Source organism: Dysgonomonas mossii DSM 22836, assembly GCF_000213575.1.
In the GTDB taxonomy this organism is placed as follows: domain Bacteria; phylum Bacteroidota; class Bacteroidia; order Bacteroidales; family Dysgonomonadaceae; genus Dysgonomonas; species Dysgonomonas mossii.
Map to the genome: position 1 here is coordinate 125,558 of NZ_GL892006.1, position 19,629 is coordinate 145,186.

Sequence of the window (19,629 nt, forward strand, 5' to 3'; positions counted from 1 at the left end):
ATGTTTACTAAAGCCAAATTGTGTTATTAAACATAATTGCGTACAAAATACGCATATTTATTTTTTTTATCAAAATCTATAAATACATTTGCAAAACTAACATGCGTTAATAAAACGCACATAAATATAAATATCAATATTATGAAAAAGAAGTATATTCCAATATTCTTACTCGGAATATTGAGCTTGCAATGTACACAGCCAACTAAAATGAATGATTATACCTTTGTAGAAAATAAGGGTGGGCCAACACTTGGATACTCTGAATCGTCTGGTGTAAAAATCATTACGGTTGACGATCTTAAGTTTAAAGACCTCAACAAAAACGGAAAGTTGGATAAGTATGAAGATTGGCGCTTGCCTGTTCAAGAAAGAGCAGAGAACCTCGCTTCACTGATGTCTATAGAACAGATCGCTGGTCTGATGCTTTACAGTGCACACCAATCGTTACCGGCTAAGGAAAGTGGTTTTCTAGCAGGAACATACAATGGAAAGCCTTTTGCTGAAAGCGGAGCAAATGCTTGGGATCTGACGGATCAGCAAAAGAAATTTTTAAAAGAAGATAATCTGCGGCATGTATTAGTTATGGGCATCGAAAATCCTGAAGTAGCTGCCCGATGGAACAATCAGATGCAAGCTTACATCGAAAGTCTTGGATTAGGTATTCCGGGAAATACAAGTTCAGACCCTCGACATTCGGGGCAATTGGCAGGATCACCAAATCCTGAATTTAACGCAGGAGGAGACCGCATATCTATCTGGCCTGATGGATTAGCTATGGCAGCGACTTTTGACCCTTCGATCGTAAAAAAATTTGGTGAGATAGCCGCTAAAGAATATAGAGCTTTAGGTATAGCTACCGCACTTTCACCTCAAATAGACCTAGGTACCGAACCTCGCTGGTTCCGCATCAATATGACATTTGGCGAAAGTCCTGAATTGGCAACTGATATGGCACGCGCTTATATCGATGGATTCCAAACTTCGGAAGGAGATGCAGAAATTAAAGACGGATGGGGATACAACAGTGTAAATGCGATGGTAAAACACTGGCCTAGTGGAGGACCTGAGGAAGGTGGCCGTGACGGGCATTGGGCATTCGGAAAGTTTGCCGTCTATCCGGGAAACAATTTCGAAACACATCTAAAGCCATTCATCGAAGGAGCCTTCAAGTTGGAAGGTAAAACAAACGAAGCATCAGCCGTTATGCCATACTATACAATATCATACAATCAGGCAAAAGACGGAACAAACTATGCCAATGGTTTCAGCAAATATATCATAACAGATCTTCTGCGCGAAAAGTATGGTTATGATGGAGTAGTTTGCACCGATTGGCTGATTACAGGGGATGAAGGAAAATCTCCCGGAGATTTTGCAGGAAAACCATGGGGAGCAGAAAAACTTTCTATTCCCGAAAGGCACTATCTAACCATCATGGCGGGAGTTGATCAGTTTGGAGGAAACAATGATAAAGAACCTGTATTAGAAGCTTATCGCATGGGTGTGAAAGAACATGGAGAAGAATTTATGCGCAAACGCTTCGAACAGTCAGCAGTTCGTTTACTAAAGAATATTTTCAGAGTAGGACTTTTCGAAAACCCATACCTCGATCCGCAAGAAAGTAAAGCAACAGTTGGTTGCGAAGCATTTATAAAGGCAGGTTATGAAGCTCAACTGAAGTCTATTGTATTACTCAAAAACAAATCGACAGTATTACCGATAAAGGATAACAAAAAAACGGTATACATCCCTAAGAAAATTAATCCTTCAGTTAGAGACTGGTGGGGCAATACGATTGCAGAGACTGAAGTTATACCGGTAAATCTTGACTTAGTAAAACAGTATTACAATGTAACAGACAATCCTCAAAACGCAGATTTTGCTCTTGTATTTGTAAACTCTCCGCATAGCAATAGCGATGGTGGAGGCTATGATAAAGAAGATAGAAAAGCCGGAGGAAATGGATACGTTCCCATTTCTTTACAATATAGTCCTTACACTGCAACAGAAGCAAGAAGCCACAGTATGGCGGCGGGAGACCCTGTAGTAGATCCATCTATAACAGACAGATCATACAAAGGAAAGTCTACAACCGTAGTTAACACCAAAGATTTGAATACGATACTGGACACAAAAGCACAGATGGGTGATAAGCCTGTTGTGGTGGTTGTAAATGCCACCAGACCGATGGTATTTAACGAATTCGAAAACAAAGTAGAAGGTATCGTTATTCGTTTTGGTGTATCAGACAAAGCTGTAATGGATATTGTTTCGGGTAAAGCAGAACCTTCAGGCTTGCTTCCTGTGCAAATGCCGGCTAACATGGTTACTGTAGAAAAGCAGAAAGAAGATGTTCCTTTCGATATGGAATGCCATACAGATACAGAAGGTAATACTTATGATTTCGGATTTGGACTGAACTGGAAAGGAGTTATAAAAGATGCACGCAATCAGAAATATATAAAGAATTAATACAGATACAAAACTATTAGTCACCTTAATATACATATTATTTACTAACCTATTTAACCTTTAAAATTTTTATGAGCAAATTGAAGATTCTCTTTGCTGCTATCTTACTATGCATAACACCGTACGTGTTTGCTCAAGATGCAAGTAAAGATAACACTGTTACTTTTTATGTAACAAGACATGGCAAAACTATGCTGAACACCTTGGTGCAGGCTCAAGGGTGGGCAGATACCCCTCTGACTCCACCCGGAGTAGCTGTTGCCGAATATTTGGGTATCGGAATGAAAGACGTTCCTCTGAAAGCGGCTTATTCCAGTGACTTGGGTAGAGCCCGCCAAACAGCCCGTATCGTTTTAGAGAAAAAGGGGCAGAAAGGCCTTCTTTTGCAAGAAGATGAAGGGTTGCGCGAAGCATGTTTTGGTAGTTACGAGGGCAAACCTGATGAGAAAATGTGGGGAGACGCTGCCCTTAGAATCGGACTACGCAATATGAAAGAGTTTTTTGAAGCGATGAAAACCGACAACCAGGTATACATCAATGCTATGCAGGCACTGAAGGACTTGGATGAATTGGGCATGGCTGAGAACTACTACGACGTAAAAAAGAGAGGTCAGGCTGCATTTAAAGCAATCGCAGAGAAAGAAGCAAAGTTAGGTGGAGGAAATGTATTAGTAGTTGTTCACGGCATGTTTATTGGAATACTTCTATCGGACTTAGATAGCTCGGGTAAATTTATCCAACCTACCCACCTTGGAAACGCATCTGTAAGCAAGGTGATCTACAAAGGTGGCAAATTTACTGTAGAATCGGTTGGTGATATGAGTTATGTCGAAAAAGGCAAAGCTGCCTCCAATTAGTAAAAAAATCGAAACACTAAAACAAACAGAATGAAGACAAATAAATATCTTTTCTTAGCTCTATTTCTTGCCTTTACAGGTGTAGGAATGAATGCCCAAGAAAAAAGTAAATCGAAAAAAGAAGCCACTAGCGAATCCAAAGAAGGCGATCGCAATGTGATGCTTAATGCAGCAAACAATACCGGGCCGCGCGATGTTAATATCGGATTACCGGCTAGTACTGGAGGTACAACAGTGTTAGAGAATGGTATACCAACTGTATTCTTTTATTGGCCCGAACTACCACCACGAGCATGGCGTAATGATGCGTCAATTGCAAAAAGAAAAATGCTTGACTTAGGGCAAACAGCCGTTCGTGTGGGAGAGGTTGGCGTTTCGTTAAGTACTTTCAACAATTTGGGTACTGATAAATTTCAGGGCAAAGGCTCGTTGAATTCAAACCATTTCGGATTGATGCGTGGAGATATTAATCTTAGCGGACCTATAAACCAGAAAGGACTTAAATTCTCTGTCGGTGCATACGGGAGTTTCGACCCGGGGACGTTCAAACCTAAAGGTATCACAAAATACTATAACGACAAGGCTCAGTTGTATAAGGCAGCTTTGACGCAGGATTACAAGAGCGAGAACATAAAAGGATCTATAACTGCATTCTACAAGTATGTTAATATCGACAACATTAACAACAAGTACAGTCCATTCCGTTTCGATAAAAATGGAAAGGTGTCAGAACTTGATAATTTTAGATTAGGTCGTGATTCCTATATCGAGCAAAGCGGTGTACTCACTCTTAATGATGCTTATACAGGACAAGCCGTAAAAAGAGATCCGGTTAAAGATTATGGAACAGCATCTCATACTTTTGATATTATCGGGAAAAACACTCTTTCGAATGGCCTAAACATTGACTACATCCTCCGTTATCGTTATGCAAAAACAGGTATGTATACTGCTGTAATGACAGGAGTTGAGAATGTTGCCAACCTTTCCGGCAAGTTGAACTATGTAGATGACGGAAGTGCCTATGCCGGAGAAAATGTACAAAGTGTAATGAACCTGGCTTCGAGAAGAACTCCGATGAATACATTAATGGGTACAGTAGAAGTAGGAAGAAAATCGGGTAACCACAAATGGTCTGTTGGTATTGATCAGTGGTATTTTGAGACTCATAATTTCCTGACCGAATCATCTCAATATTATCAAGAAGTAGCTCCTAATCCTAGGAAACTAAAACTAATCTCCAATACAAATCCAAATGGAGATATGAGGTTAAATGCAAACTATGAGTACTATGATGGCAGCGAGAACAAAACCGCACTGTTCTTCTTAGACAAATGGGATGTATCGAATGTAGTTACTTTAGACTTTGGTGCTCGCCTGCAATACTTCAACTTAAGAGGTAATTATATAAAAAGCGGCGATAGAAAAGATCAAAATGGCAATATACGTTTGATTGGTGATGCACCGAAATCAGATATTAAACACGATTGGTTGACTAAGGCTGTAATGGTAAATGCTGTAATCAAGTTGACAGACAAATTTGGTTTGCTTGGAGAAGCTGTTTACAATGAAGATGGAGCCCACTTGAACAAATATTCATCGGGCAAAGATCCTCAGTTAGAAATATCGAAAGTTCCCGAAGCGGCAATAGGAGTATTTTACAATCACAAGTTTGTTAGCTTGGTATCAAAGGCAACATACATCAATAGAAATAATTACCGTACCACTGTGAATTTCTCAAATCCGAATAATAGCTCCGATGTTGAAAGAGCGATGACACAGTACGATGTACAGACATTAGGATGGACTACAGATGTATTGTTTACTCCTGCAAAAAGCTTCAATTTACATTTTCTATTGACATTGCAACAACCAAAATATAAAAACTTCAACGGAGATCTTAAATTCTCCGATGGAACGGTTTCTTCTTACGATTTTGGAGATAAGACAGTGACGGGAGTTCCAAAGGTATTGATAGAGATAGACCCGAGTTATACTTGGAAAGATTTAAGAGTTTGGGCTAGTGCAAGATACTTTAGCAAACAATATTTCAATAAACCGAACACTCTATACTTTGATGGACGTTGGGAAACATTTGCAGGTGTAAATTACAAAATCTCTAAAAACTTTGACGTAAGTGCTACTTTCGTAAACTTGCTGAATCAACGTGGTGTTTCGGGTTCTATTCCTGATGCAGACCTGATCGTTACCGATGCTGATGTGAAGAGTAAAGAAGGTACTGTAATGTCGGGTACATACATCCGTCCTTTTACAGCCGAATTTGGAGTAAAGTATAAGTTCTAACTATTTAAAATTATCAAGTTATGAAAACAAGAATTACATTAGCCATCTTAGTTTGTTCTTTAATTTCGCTGAATATATTTGCGCAAGACAAAAAGATCAGAGATAAGAGAACAAATCCTGATTTATATTACTTGGAAGAATCGGAAGTGGCAAATAGTCTGGAGCTCTTACCTCCCCCACCCGAAGCGAATAGCATACTTTTCTTATACGATAAAGCTCAACATGACTGGGGAAAGCTGCAAAGAAATACCCCAAGAGGAGAGCAAGCGGTAAGTGATGCACAGATAGGGGGTAATGGTGTACCATTGGCTTTTTCTGAAGCATTTGGTATTGAAATCACCAAAGAACAGACTCCTGAAATATACAAACTTATAATCAATATGCGTGAGGATGCCGGAGACTTGGCTACTCGTCATGCTAAGGTGCATTATATGCGGGTTCGTCCTTTCAGTTTTTACAATGAGCAAACTTGCTTGCCTGAGCACCAACACGCACTGTCAACCAATGGCTCATATCCATCAGGTCATACAGCAATCGGTTGGGCAACGGCACTTGTTTTGGCTGAAATAAATGTTGACAGACAAAATGAAATTTTGAAACGTGGATATGAAATGGGACAAAGCAGAGTTATCTGTGGATACCATTTCCAGAGCGATGTTGATGCTGCCAGATTAGTATCGAGTGCAGTTGTAGCACGCTTACATGCGAATGATGCATTTATGGCACAACTAAAAAAAGCGAAAGATGAATTTGCAGCTCTTCAAAAAGCAGGTAAGGTAAAGCCTAGCGATAAGAAGTAAGTTCGAAGAATTGGGTACACGTTCAGTATGAAGACAATAATACAAATGTGTAACTAAATAAAATTAAATATTTATTACGGAGAGAGGCTACTGTTTTAGTAGTCTCTCTTTTTGTTGACTCACTAGATAACAATCAACTATAATTAATTTTATTATTTATCTATATACAAACCGATAGATGAAAAAGTAACAGAAAAGTTACAAATAAAAAGAATGAAATAACTGTTACTTTTGTCACCTTTTTCATTAAAAGGTATATAGATCAGAATTATGTGAAGTGTATAATAAAAGCAGCCCGATGATAATCACTATCACTCGTGCTGCCTTCATTATAAATTGATGTTATAGTCTATCTGTTCAGAATGACAAAGGGATCAGCAGTTTCAAACTGAAGTTTCGTCCCATATTATACACTCCTTGTCTGCCTGTCACGGAATTTTCATCGGCATACTTCAATCTGCTCAAATGGTTCTGATAGGTTTTATCTGTCAGATTATTCACAGCGAAGAAGAGTGAAGCTTTCGTTTTCCCCTTGTGGACGAAGTCTGTACCTATCGCAGCGTTGAAAAGTGTATAGGCTGCTGTCGGAGTCTCGGTTCTAAAAGCTGAATAAACTTTGCTCTGCTTCAAGTTGCTTTCTATTCCGAAAGAGACATAAGTATTGTTCAATAACTTCTTGCCGTGACGTATCAGATCGTAACGGATATCAGAAATAAGCTTCGGAGCCGGCGTAAACGGAAGATACTTTGTAGAATCAGGCTGGTTTAGCTGTACAGAACTTACATACGAAAATGAGTTCTGAAAATGCAACTGCTCCACAGGATGTATATCAACGCTGATTTCACCTCCCATGATACGAGCATCACCTGATACAAACTGATATGTCTTATAGCCATCGGTAAGCAAGTCTTCTCCATTAGTGTCCAACAGTTTATGAGAAAAGATATAGTTATTTATCCTATTGGCAAACAAAGATAATTCGCCGGAAATAAGCGGAGAAGAATAACCTAGGCCCCAGTCAGCCTGCCAGCTATTTTCTGCCTTTAGGTCACTGTTTCCTTTTTCATAACGAATTGTACCTTCGTGAGCACCATTAGATGCGAGCTCACTCATATTTGGAGCACGAAATCCATGTGACACATTCAACTTTGTATTCCATTCGTCCGAAAACTGATAAGTCAATCCTAAACTGGCACTAACACCTGTAAAGTTTCGGGAAAAGGCGTGAAACTTTTCTTCAGCATCGGGGCTTGATGGGGTAACAACCTCTTCTTGTTCATTCAAGAACAATGCTTTAGCCTTATTATAACGGCGATCGATACGTAATCCGCCACTAATATCAAGAGCTCCTATATTTTTACTTACCAGTGCAAAAGCTCCTATATCAAACAGATTATACTCAGGTATCAGAAACTCCGATCCTTTGTTTAACGATCGTTGATACATACCGTTTATGCCTGCTACAAATTTATAACCCGCGATATCAGGCAGCGTATAGCGAATGTCATAGTTTACTGTATGAAGTTGAAAATACAAACCGTAAGTATCAGGTTCTGCTATTTCTTCAAACTCCTGCCTCCTGTTTTGTTGATAACCAATAATTGTTTTCAAATTCCCCTCTCCCACTATAATACTATTATTCAGTACCGCTTTGTAGTGATATATCTGCTGATAAGGCATCTGCTTTCCGTATGATTTGCTATCACTATCAGATGCTACAACTTCAGTCTCTTCACCGTTTACAATTGCTGGTTTCAGGAATCTTCCGGTTTCTTCGTCTCGCTCACCTTCTACTATTCCGGGGGTTAAGTGATAATAGTCCAGGCTAAGATGCGAATAGCCCCAGCTTCGGTTAATACCAAGCAACCCGGACACAGCCCGTTCTCTAAATCCTGAATTATAGACATAGCCGTCGTACTTGTTTTTATACGAATGAGCCATTTTATCGCTATAACGCCAGTTCCAAACAAACCCACTATTATTGCCCGCTGCATTTACCGAATAGTTGAACAGTCCGTTATTAGTTTGATATTCACTCATCAGATTGGCCTTTATTGTTCCTTCGGGGAGGATAGGTTCGGGCAAGAAATTAATAACTCCCGCTAAAGCATCAGAACCGTAAATCAGACTGGCAGGGCCTTTCAGTATTTCAACAGAGTTCACGCTTTGTGCATCTATCTCTATACCATGCTCATCTCCCCACTGTTGCCCCTCCTGACGGATACCGTCATTGACAACTACAACACGGTTGTATCCAAGACCTCTCACAACCGGCTTTGATATGCCATTCCCTGTGGTTATCTGAGCTATGCCCGGCTGCTTCGATATAGCATCGATAATATTCGATGAGGATTGTTGCATCAGCTCTTTTTTAGAGATATACGAAATCGGTGAGGGTGTGCGTTTTATTAGCGAGTTACCCGTAAGAGCTGTGATGACCACTTCGTTAATCTCCGCATTCGATTCTTTCATTACAAAATCAAGAGTAGAAGTATTTTTAAGATCAACAGTTTCTACAATTGTTTGATGTCCGACATAATTGACCTGTATCGTTGTTTTTATAGCCGGCAGATTGGCTATAGTATAATTTCCGTTTTCATCACTGATTGCTCCCTTTTTTAGTTCGGGGAGGTAGATGCTTACTCCGATAAGAGGAGCGCCATCGATACCGTCAGTTACCTTTCCTGCTAATGTCCTGCTGTCTATAGGAGCATTTGCGAATACTGAAGTAACCGTAAAAAGGAAAAGAATGAATGTATATATTGTTCTCATAATTATATACGAATGGGAACTATTTATCTTGTATACATAATACAGATAAACAGTTATATGGAGTTAATAAATATATAATATAAAATTGATCTTCGTATCAGGCTTTACCAAATACGAGAATAATGTTCTCTGCTAAAAGAACACTCTGCTGAAAAGTTAGTATGTATATGAAAGAGTATAGATAGGAGGACCACGTGTGGATATATCGGAGATGAGTTGAGGTAAGACTATAACCCGATCTGAAATAATAAGCGTTGTGACATAAACAGTAATTAACTGCCTAATATTTCCAAACTTCTGAAGAGTAAAATTGAAAAATGAGAAAAGGCAAATACTACAATCATGATGTTGGTCAGATAATTCCTGTTGCGATGAGCATGAGGCCTCTGCGCAATAGTGGCTATGGTCGGTAAATATAAAGTGTAAAGGCTTCATCAGTATCATACTGACGAAAATACTTACAAACACAATTGCTATTTTCCGAGGGGATATCATCTAACTCTATTCCTTTTGAGGAGCAAAAGTAGTATTATAAATTAAACTACTACTCGTCCTTTTATTTTTAAATAAGAGAGTTAACTTTTATTTGGTAAAAAGATCTGCATTATATTGATATTCTAGCAATAAAAAGATCATAGAGATATCCATAAATAGAATAATTTAATATTTATCATGTACATTTGTATCTGGAAAATTAATAATAGAACGAATGAGAAATCTGTGTATAACATTGATAATTGTACTTGTAGTTCCTGCCGTATGGTTTTCTTCATGTGCTAAAGTTAATGACTATGAAGGAGATGGAAAACCGACGGTTTCCGACGTCAGATTCAACGCCAATGATACATTACTTCTTGAAAATGGAGAGGTTATAGTTTTAAATGATTCTGCAAAAAGAGGTCCATCACATATTGACACATTAATTATAGGCAAAACACTCTACCTGAATGCCCGTTTTAGAGACAACATTGGTTTATCAAGTTATAGAGTGAAGATGGAAATAAATAGTCAAGCAGGCGAGCCATATAAACTTTGGGCTCTAGGAGAAGATGTTTTCAGTACAAAAAGACATAAGGTGACAGACACTATAATTATTCGCAATTCTTTATTTTCGATTCCTTATTATGTTCTTAGTAAAGACACTATATATATGAAACAAGGTGAACATGAGCTACAAATCGCTTATGGAAATATAGCAAACAAAAGAGACTCTTCTTATTATAAGGTTTTGCTTCTTTCCAGAGACTCAATACTTTCAATCAGAAAGAAACAAAATATATAATCCATTTGTTTTATAATCGAAGTAAAATATTAGTAACACTAAAAATACACTCACAATGAAAAAAAGCGTAATTGCAATTATCGTAGTAGTACTTATTCTTCTGATCGGATACTTTTTCAGTAAATCGTCTTATAATGGGATGGTAGCTCAAGAAGAAGGGGTATCTTCTCAATGGGCTCAGGTACAAAATGCATATCAACGTCGTGCCGATCTTATACCAAACCTTGTGGCAACAGTGAAAGGGTATGCTACTCACGAACAGCAGACTCTGACAGAGGTAGTAGAAGCTCGTGCTAAGGCCACACAGATGCAAGTAAATGCAGATCAGTTGACAGAAGAGAATATCAAAAAATATCAGGAAGCGCAAGGGCAACTAGGTTCTGCTTTGGGACGATTAATGATGATTACTGAAAATTATCCAGATCTGAAAGCGAACACAAATTTCATACAGCTTCAGGATGAACTTACAGGCACAGAAAACCGTATCTCTACAGAAAGAAATAAATTTAATGAAAGAGTAAAGGATTATAATACAACTATCCGAATGTTTCCTAAAAATATATTTGCAGGACTTTTCGGCTTCGAAAAGAAAGCTTATTTCGAAGCAGATCAGACTGCACAAACTCCTCCAAAAGTAGATTTCTCTAAATAACAGTACATAAAGACTTGAAATATACATATAAGATATTGCTTCTATTATTGCTTGTGCCAGTATTACTATTGGCACAAGACGATGATTTACCCAACCCCATCACCAGCCCTTCACCCAGACTGGTAAACGATTTCAGTAATACATTTACGAGTGAACAGAGAGAAGACTTGGAGAGAATACTTCTCGCCTATAATGATTCTACTTCTACTCAAATTTATGTGGTTACTGTGGATGATCTAAAAGGTTACGACATATCTGATTATGCAGCCCGATTGGGACAAAAATGGGGAATCGGACAAAAAGACAAAAACAATGGTGTGCTCATACTTATCAAGCCTCGAATAGGTAATGAACGAGGCAGAGTATTTATCGCTACAGGGTATGGGGTAGAACACATCTTAACCGATGGTCGTGTAGGGCGCATTATAGACCAATATATGATCCCTTACCTTCAGAACGGGGATTACTATAATGCAACGAAAGGGGCTATCGGAGCCATAATAAAATATCTATCGGGAGAGTTCCAAGCTGATGAAGATAACGGAGATAAAGGTTCTCTTGTCGGACAAATCTTTATCATATTATTCATCCTCTTCATCTTGTATATTTCGTACCGAAACAATAAGGGAGGCCCATCTTCGGGAGGACGCAACCGTGGAGGCGGTGGCTACTATGGTGGTTGGGGAAGCGGACGATCGGGAGGCGGCTGGAGCAGCGGAGGTGGCTTTGGTGGCGGTGGAGGCGGAAGCTTCGGAGGCGGTGGCGCCGGAAGAGGTTTCTGAAAAATCCTATAAAATATACACTTATGGCAATCAATATAAGACCTCAGACATTAAGATCACAGATTTTTATACTTGCTACAGGAATCATTCTGGGTATAATGGTGATGTACCTCATTAATACAAGAAAGAACGCTACGGTACAGATATCCCACAATATGATACTTCAAGAAATAGAAAGTCTTGGCAACCTTGAAGTAACCAAGTATAGTATTCAGGATATGATGGAGTATAAAAAAATTCGAAGATGGCTGCCTAACGCAAAAACAGGACTGATTATATATGGAGAAGTGATATGCTGCGTAGACCTCACCAAACTAAAACCCGAAGACATAACTGTTTCAGACAAAACAATACACCTACAACTCCCCTCTCCCGAAATATGCCATGTAAAAGTTGATCATTCCAAATCGAGAGTATACGACATGGAGTTCGGCTTATGGGAATCTACTGATATAGTTGACGAAGCATATACCTTTGCAGAACAACAGCTCAACGAAAAAGCTAAACAACTGGATATGCTGGGCCAAAGCAGAGACAATGCAGTAAACCTATTGAAACCTATCCTAAAAGCGATGGGATTCGAAGAGGTGGTTATTACATTCAGATCTAAATCGGGCAAAGGATAAGCCTCTTTTCATCAACAACCTCTATGCCTCATACTTTAATTCTATATCTATTTTATTTAACATTAGAAGCCCTCAATTATATTTTATAATATTTAATTTTACACAATCAAATTTAGGGAAACTAAAATAATGAATGATAGTTTAAAATTAAATAATCAATTATGCTTTCCGATATATGCTTTATCGAGACAAGTTACTGCAATATATCGTCCTTATCTCGATAAGATCGGGCTCACTTATCCACAGTATCTCGTCATTATGGTTTTATGGGAATATAAAACAGTAACAGTAAAGCAACTAGGCGAATTACTTTGGCTCGATAGCGGAACTCTTACCCCACTCTTGAAAAGAATGGAAGCAAATGGATTCCTTATCCGCAAGCGTTCTTCCGAAGATGAAAGAGTAGTTGATATTCTTATCACAGAAAAAGGTGAAGCTTTGGAGAAAGAAGCAGAATCTATCCCTCCGGCAATGAAGAAAGCATTGGAGATTGGAGATGAGGAATTGGTAACACTTCGGGAGCATCTTAAAAAAATACTGAATATAACGAGTAAATGCAATGCCAAATTGCTATAATTATTTTCTAATTACAATAAAACAACAAAAAACAATATGAGCTTAATAGAATCTTTGGAATGGAGATATGCAACAAAAAAATTTGATTCTTCAAAAAAAGTAGATCAAAAATTAGTCAACGATATTATTGATGCAGCTTGGCTTGCCCCTACTTCATCGGGATTACAACCTTTTGAAGTAATAGAAATCACAAATCAAGAATTAAAAGAAAAGATCGTTCCGATTGCATTCAACCAAAAACAAATAGCCGATGCATCACACCTATTGGTGTTTGCGGCATGGGACAATTATACAGAACAACGCATAGACACAATATACAAACACACCACAGACGGCCGGAAGCAGGACCCCAACCAGTATAAAGATTACACAGATAGACTAAAAAATGCGTATTTACAGCGTCCGGCCGAACTGAACTTCGAGCATGCAGCTCGTCAGTCATATATTGCATTTGCATTCGCAATGGCAATGGCTGCAGAGCTTAAAGTAGATAGCACACCAATGGAGGGTTTTGATAATGAAGCACTAGATAAATTATTAAATTTGAACGAACGTGGCCTCAAAAGTGTTACAATACTACCATTAGGTTATCGTGACGAAAATAATGACTGGCTCGTAAATCTAAAAAAAGTGCGTCATCCTAAAAAAGATTTTCTTATCGAAATAAAATAATAATATTAACTAACGCTTAAAAACAAAAAATTATGGCAAAAATAACATTTAAAGGATCTCCGGTTAATACCAGTGGACAATTACCGGCAGTAGGTTCAGTAGCTCCGGCTTTCACTCTTGTGAAAAAAGATTTATCAGACGTTACATTGAAAGATCTTAAAGGTAAAAATGTAATTCTAAATATTTTCCCAAGTATCGACACCGGAGTATGTGCTGCGTCAGTTCGCAAATTTAACAAAGAAGCTGCAAGTCTTCCTAACACTGTTGTATTGGCTATCTCTGCAGACCTTCCATTTGCTGCCGGACGTTTCTGTACAGCAGAAGGTATAGATAATGTAGAACCAGCTTCTGTTTTCAGAAATGCTGAATTTGCAAAAGATTATGGAGTATTAACTGTTGACGGCCCATTGAAAGGACTGTTGGCTCGTTCGGTAGTAGTACTTGATGCTGAAGGAAAGGTTCTATACAACGAATTAGTAGAAGAAACTACAAATGAACCGAACTATGAGGCAGCTTTAAGTGTTCTAAAAAAATAAAAAAATCGGATAGCTGTAAAGCAATAAGAAGTATTTTTCAATCAAGGCTTTTGCATTATATGCAGAAGCCTTGTGCTTTTTTTATCTACTAGGCTGTAAAAAAATTACATCTTTCATTTACGATTAAGTAATTGAAAAAAATAATGACGTATTTGTTGTATTACAAAAAAACTCTGTGCCACTCTTTTTACTCTGTGGTTTAAGAAAATGGATAAGAGCAAATGCAACAACAATTCCTTTTTATAACTTATATACCTATGCTTTATTGAATTCACTAAAAGATTCTTACCTTTGCAATACTATTAACGAATAAATACTCCAATGAGAATATCTAAGTAATACGATGGTTGTAACAACCATTTTGTCAAATCCGGATCATCCGGTACATTTTGGTTAAATCAGTATTCAACTATATCAGGCTATCCACAGTCTGCTAAACTTAGATATCATGTAATCCTATATTTTAAAGAAGAAAAAGTATCAAACGATACTCTTATGCAAGTTGCATTTTGTTCATACGTTCGAACAAAGTCCTCAACTATTATGGCATATGCCATAAAACACAATTACCTAATTATTTATTACAAAAAAATAGGTTTATGAGTATTATCGTAAAACAATTATCATATATACACCCTGATAAAGAGCCTTTATTTCATAATATTAATTTTTCTGTTTCTAAAGAACAAAAGGTCTCATTGATAGGCAGTAATGGGTCTGGAAAGTCGGCACTCTTAGGAATCATTGCAGGAAGTATGCAACCATCAGAAGGAGAAGTTATCTATCAGGATGAACGCCCCTACTATGTACCTCAACATTTTGGACAATATAATCACTACACCGTTGCTGAAGCTTTACAAATCAGTGAGAAATTGAGAGCACTTCATGCTATATTAGAAGGAAATACAGACACGACCAACTTTACACTCCTCGCAGATGATTGGAATGTAGAAGAACGTGCGTATAGTGCTCTGTCAAAATGGGGCTTATCACATATTCGGCTATCTGAGACAATGAAAAACCTTAGTGGAGGAGAAAAAACAAAAGTATTCTTAGCAGGAACTTACATCCATTCTCCCGTTAATATTTTATTGGATGAACCATCAAATCATCTAGACAAAACAGGTCGGGAGCTATTGTATGATCTGATAAAAAATAGTAATGCGACTATAATTGTTGTAAGCCACGATCGCACTTTACTCAATTTGATTGATCTGACGTTTGAACTCACTCATAATCAAATTGAAGTCTATGGTGGGAACTATGAATTTTATAAAATCCAGAAAGCTGAACAGCAAGAAGCATTACAATCCCAATTTGAAGAAAAACAAAAAAAACTCCGCAAAGCCCGAAATATAGCCAGAGAAACAGCCGAGAGAAAACAAAAACGTGATGCACGAGGTAAAAAGGACTTGGGAGATAAAGGTATTCCACGCATCATGCTGAATACGATACGCAACAGGGCGGAATCGAGTGCAGCAAAGTTGCAAGAGACTCATGCCAATAAAATGGAGAATATTGCGGATGAAATGAAACAGTTACGCCAACAGCTACCCGAGAAAAGAGACCTCAAATTAAATTTTGATGATGCGAATCTCCATATCGGGAAAATATTGGTAACTGCCCAAAATATCAATTTTGGCTATAGCAATGAGATGCTATGGAGCAATCCTCTCAATTTCGAAATAAGAAGTGGAGAAAGGATAGTTATAAAAGGAGAAAATGGAAAGGGGAAAACAACCCTGCTTAAAGTTATATTTGGAGATTTAGAACCTAAGCAAGGGCATATTATCCGATCGGATTTTCAGTACTTATACATCGATCAAGATTATTCCATTATAGATAATGAACTTACGGTTTTTGAACAATTACAGAAGTTCAATTCGTCTCATTTGAGTGAAGATGAATTACGCATTTTACTGCATAGATATTTGTTTACATATAATACATGGAACAAGCCTTGCAAGATTTTGAGTGGTGGTGAGAAAATGAGGTTGGTGTTTTGCTGTATGCAAGTTGATAACAAAGCTCCTGATATGTTTATTCTGGATGAACCCACAAACAATCTAGACATTCAAAGCTTGGATATTGTGACTGATACAATAAAAGATTACAAAGGAACACTTCTTGTGATATCACATGATGCATACTTTGTAAAAGAGATAGGTATAACAAAAGAAATAGAGCTGAAGGATCATTAAACCCTTCAGCTCCTATTCTCAGTAATTACGTTCGATTCTTATTTTACAAAAGAAAAAGCTAATGCAGCCTGATCTTTAGGAAGTCCTGTCGGAATTGACACTTCAATTCCTTGTGCTGTTTTCTTCCATTTTACAGTTTTACCTGTCTGCAAGAATTTCATTTTACTCCCTTTCGCTGGTTCATTGCCTTTCCATACAACAGTAGTAGGCAGAGGCTTTCCTTCTTCCAAGCACACAATAGCATATATCGTTTTGCCATCTTTACTTTGAGTAAACCACGTTTTACCATCATTATAAACAGGAGTGGTGCGTGTGTTATATATCGCTTCTCCATTCTTGATTGTCCAATCACCTATTTTCTCCAGTCGTTCAATGACCTGATCAGGCAATGTTCCGTCGGGTTTTGGACCGATACCCAATAATAAATTTCCTCCTTTCGCTACAATCTCCACGAGGGTATGTATTACAGCAGCCGGTGATTTATATTGATCTGTTGGAACATATCCCCAATCCCAACCTAGGGTAATACAGCTCTCCCAAGGATGATCCAGTTGTGTTTCGGGAATCCCCCTTTCGGGTGTCTGATAATTTTCATTTTCTCCGGGAACGGTACGATCTACAACCAATATACCGGGCTGATAACGTCGTGCCATCGCAGCTATTTTAGGCATATCAATATCTTGAGCTCCTCTATAATTTTTACCGGCACGCTCGGCATCTCCGCTACGTGCAGGACGTACCCAGCCACCATCGAGCCACAATATATCAATATTACCATAGTCGCCGTTCATAAGTTCCTCTATCTGGTTATAAGTAAACTCTTTGAACTTGTTCCATCGCCACTTATTTTCTTCAATATTGTAATTATTATTACGGTTAGGAGTCGGATATCTATCCCACCAATAATATTGAGAATGCCAGTCGGGTTTTGAATAGTAAGCTCCTATCATATAACCTTCGCTACGAAATGCATTGAACACTTCTTTAGCAATATTACTACGTGGATCATTCTTAAATGCGCCCTTTGTTACCGAAAAATCGGATTGCTTTGTATCAAACAGGTTGAACCCATCGTGGTGCTTTGTTGTGAAAACAACGTAATTCATCCCTGCCTTTTTTCCATACTTAGCCCAAAAAGCCGGATCTAGTTTTTCAGGTTTAAAGCTATTTATCGTATTCCAATAGTTTCGTTTATAGGCATCATAAGTAATTGTAGAATCGCGAGGAATCCAATCTTCTTCTTCACCGCAAATAGACCAAGACTCTACAATTCCGAGCTGAGAGTATAATCCGTAGTGAATAAGCATTCCAAACTTCTGGTCTTGCCACTTGTCGAGTTTATCCAATACTTTTTCATCCTTAGGCCATGTGTACGACTCTGACCTGCCGTGAGCAAAAGTTTGGGCAAACGTATTTGACGTTATCAATATCGACAACAATAAAAGAGTAATGATTTTTCTATTCATGCTATATTGAGATTTAAAATTTCTATTTTTCTGAGTTGCTCATCTTATATTTTTTCCTTTTTCATCTTCTCTGCGAGTGCTTCAGCACATCGTTCACCATCCATTGCTGCAGAGACAATGCCTCCGGCATACCCGGCTCCTTCCCCACATGGGTAAAGCCCCTCTATTTCTATATGCTGCATCGTTTCACGATCTCGGATAATACGTACAGGAGAAGATGTGCGGCTTTCTACCGCCAGAAGTATTGCATCATTTGTCAAATATCCTTTATAGCTCTGCCCCACCTTTTTGAAGGCTTCTTGCAAGCGCGATGCAACAAATTTCGGCATCCATTCGTGCATCGAAGAAGACACAACTCCTGGAGCATACGATGTTTCGGGCAAAGTAGAACTCTTCTTTCCGTTTACAAAATCATACAATCGCTGTGCCGGAGCCACCTGAGTCTTTCCTCCGTGTACCCATGCCGATTCTTCCAGATCTTCTACAAACTTGAGCAAAGCCAGTTCGTTATATTTTTCATATTCAGGAAAATCTTCAGGATGGATCTCAACCACTACACCTGAGTTAGACCAACGAGAGCCACGGTTAGATGGAGACATACCATTCACTACAACCTGTCTAGGGCCACTTGCCGATGGTACGATTGTTCCTCCCGGACACATACAAAATGAGTATACACCTCGCCCTCCTGCCTGAACTACAAAGCTATACTCTGCTGCAGGCAAATATTCTCCTCGTCCTTCTTCACAATGATATTGTATTTGATCGATCAGATGAGAGGGATGTTCTACTCTAAATCCAACAGCTAATCCCTTGGCCTCTATTTTTATTTTCTGGTCGTATAGCATATAATAAACATCTCGGGCTGAGTGTCCTGTTGCTAAAATAACCTGACCATGAAAAACTTTTCCTATATTAGTTTCTATTCCTTTTACACTACCGTCTTCTATAATCAGCTTATCCATCCGTGTTTGGAAGTGAACCTCTCCGCCTGATAGTATAATTTGCACACGCATTTTTTCTATTATACCCGGTAGTTTATCTGTACCGATATGCGGATGTGCATCAACAAGCACAGATGCATCAGCACCATGCTGGCAAAAAACATTTAGAATTTTTTCTACATTACCACGTTTCTTACTTCGGGTATAAAGTTTTCCATCCGAATAAGCCCCTGCTCCCCCCTCACCAAAACAATAGTTGGACTCTGGATTCACAACATGCTCACGATTCATCAGTGCTGTATCACGTTTACGATCACGAACATTTTTACCTCGCTCTACTACTATGGGACGAATACCCAGCTCTATAAGGCGTAATGCTGCAAACAGACCTGCCGGCCCTGCTCCTACGACAATAGCCTGCGGACAATGCTTTACATTGGGGTAATAAGTAGTTTGGAAATCCGGATCATTTTGTTCTTCATTAATGTAGCCTCTTACTTTGAGATTCACGAAAATATTTCGTTGGCGGGCATCAATAGAACGGCGAAGAATACGAACCGAATTTATATCTCTTAATGGAATACCTGTCTGGGATGAATAGATGCGTCTGACTTTCTCGATATCTGACGCCTGCTCTGGCGTAATGCGTAAGTCTATATCTTTTTGCATGATTAATTGTAATTG

At 38.5% G+C, this 19,629-nt stretch carries 15 protein-coding genes; 12 read left to right on the forward strand and 3 right to left on the reverse strand.

Annotation, left to right across the window (positions count from 1 at the left end):
- The first annotated feature begins 141 nt into the window (after positions 1 to 141).
- The 4 genes from HMPREF9456_RS07420 (at position 142) to HMPREF9456_RS07435 (ending at position 6,436) form a co-directional block, all read left to right on the forward strand.
- Complete coding sequence (locus HMPREF9456_RS07420) at positions 142 to 2,475, forward strand: glycoside hydrolase family 3 protein (RefSeq protein WP_006842880.1); 2,334 nt, start codon at positions 142 to 144, stop codon at positions 2,473 to 2,475.
- A gap of 71 nt (positions 2,476 to 2,546) precedes the next feature.
- A complete protein-coding gene (locus HMPREF9456_RS07425) occupies positions 2,547 to 3,332 on the forward strand; it encodes a histidine phosphatase family protein (RefSeq protein ID WP_006842881.1) in 786 nt (261 codons plus the stop codon).
- Between the two features lie 30 nt (positions 3,333 to 3,362).
- A complete protein-coding gene (locus HMPREF9456_RS07430) occupies positions 3,363 to 5,636 on the forward strand; it encodes a TonB-dependent receptor (RefSeq protein ID WP_006842882.1) in 2,274 nt (757 codons plus the stop codon).
- Between the two features lie 20 nt (positions 5,637 to 5,656).
- Positions 5,657 to 6,436 (forward strand): acid phosphatase, encoded by a 780-nt coding sequence (locus HMPREF9456_RS07435; protein WP_006842883.1) that lies wholly within the window; start codon positions 5,657 to 5,659, stop codon positions 6,434 to 6,436.
- Between the two features lie 357 nt (positions 6,437 to 6,793).
- On the opposite strand, the gene HMPREF9456_RS07440 is transcribed toward HMPREF9456_RS07435, so the two are convergent.
- A complete protein-coding gene (locus HMPREF9456_RS07440) occupies positions 6,794 to 9,208 on the reverse strand; it encodes a TonB-dependent receptor (protein WP_006842884.1) in 2,415 nt (804 codons plus the stop codon).
- A 709-nt stretch (positions 9,209 to 9,917) separates the two neighbouring features.
- On the opposite strand from HMPREF9456_RS07440, the gene HMPREF9456_RS07445 reads away from it, so the two are divergent.
- From HMPREF9456_RS07445 to HMPREF9456_RS07480, 8 genes are all read left to right on the forward strand, one after another.
- On the forward strand, positions 9,918 to 10,490 hold the full coding sequence (locus tag HMPREF9456_RS07445; RefSeq protein ID WP_006842885.1) for a hypothetical protein: 573 nt from the start codon (positions 9,918 to 9,920) through the stop codon (positions 10,488 to 10,490).
- Positions 10,491 to 10,545: 55 nt separating this feature from the next.
- Positions 10,546 to 11,142, forward strand: a complete 597-nt coding sequence (locus tag HMPREF9456_RS07450; protein ID WP_006842886.1) for a LemA family protein — start codon at positions 10,546 to 10,548, stop codon at positions 11,140 to 11,142.
- A 14-nt stretch (positions 11,143 to 11,156) separates the two neighbouring features.
- Positions 11,157 to 11,924, forward strand: coding sequence for a TPM domain-containing protein (locus HMPREF9456_RS07455; protein ID WP_006842887.1), 768 nt, complete (start codon positions 11,157 to 11,159; stop codon positions 11,922 to 11,924).
- A 23-nt stretch (positions 11,925 to 11,947) separates the two neighbouring features.
- The gene (locus tag HMPREF9456_RS07460; RefSeq protein WP_006842888.1) at positions 11,948 to 12,550 is read left to right on the forward strand and encodes a DUF4230 domain-containing protein; all 603 of its coding nucleotides are present in this window, start codon (positions 11,948 to 11,950) and stop codon (positions 12,548 to 12,550) included.
- A 129-nt stretch (positions 12,551 to 12,679) separates the two neighbouring features.
- Positions 12,680 to 13,126: a MarR family winged helix-turn-helix transcriptional regulator gene (locus HMPREF9456_RS07465; RefSeq protein WP_006842889.1), complete on the forward strand. Its 447-nt coding sequence runs from the start codon at positions 12,680 to 12,682 to the stop codon at positions 13,124 to 13,126.
- A gap of 36 nt (positions 13,127 to 13,162) precedes the next feature.
- Positions 13,163 to 13,798 (forward strand): NAD(P)H-dependent oxidoreductase, encoded by a 636-nt coding sequence (locus HMPREF9456_RS07470; RefSeq protein WP_006842890.1) that lies wholly within the window; start codon positions 13,163 to 13,165, stop codon positions 13,796 to 13,798.
- Positions 13,799 to 13,830: 32 nt separating this feature from the next.
- Entirely contained in the window at positions 13,831 to 14,334 is a 504-nt protein-coding gene (tpx, locus tag HMPREF9456_RS07475; RefSeq protein WP_006842891.1) for a thiol peroxidase, read from the forward strand.
- A gap of 599 nt (positions 14,335 to 14,933) precedes the next feature.
- Positions 14,934 to 16,535, forward strand: coding sequence for an ABC-F family ATP-binding cassette domain-containing protein (locus HMPREF9456_RS07480; protein ID WP_006842892.1), 1,602 nt, complete (start codon positions 14,934 to 14,936; stop codon positions 16,533 to 16,535).
- Between the two features lie 38 nt (positions 16,536 to 16,573).
- On the opposite strand, the gene HMPREF9456_RS07485 is transcribed toward HMPREF9456_RS07480, so the two are convergent.
- Entirely contained in the window at positions 16,574 to 18,001 is a 1,428-nt protein-coding gene (locus tag HMPREF9456_RS07485) for an alpha-L-fucosidase (protein ID WP_006842893.1), read from the reverse strand.
- Between the two features lie 44 nt (positions 18,002 to 18,045).
- Positions 18,046 to 19,614 carry an NAD(P)/FAD-dependent oxidoreductase gene (locus tag HMPREF9456_RS07490; protein WP_018074852.1) on the reverse strand — a complete coding sequence of 523 codons (1,569 nt, stop codon included), beginning with the start codon at positions 19,612 to 19,614 and terminating at the stop codon, positions 18,046 to 18,048.
- Positions 19,615 to 19,629 lie beyond the last annotated feature (15 nt).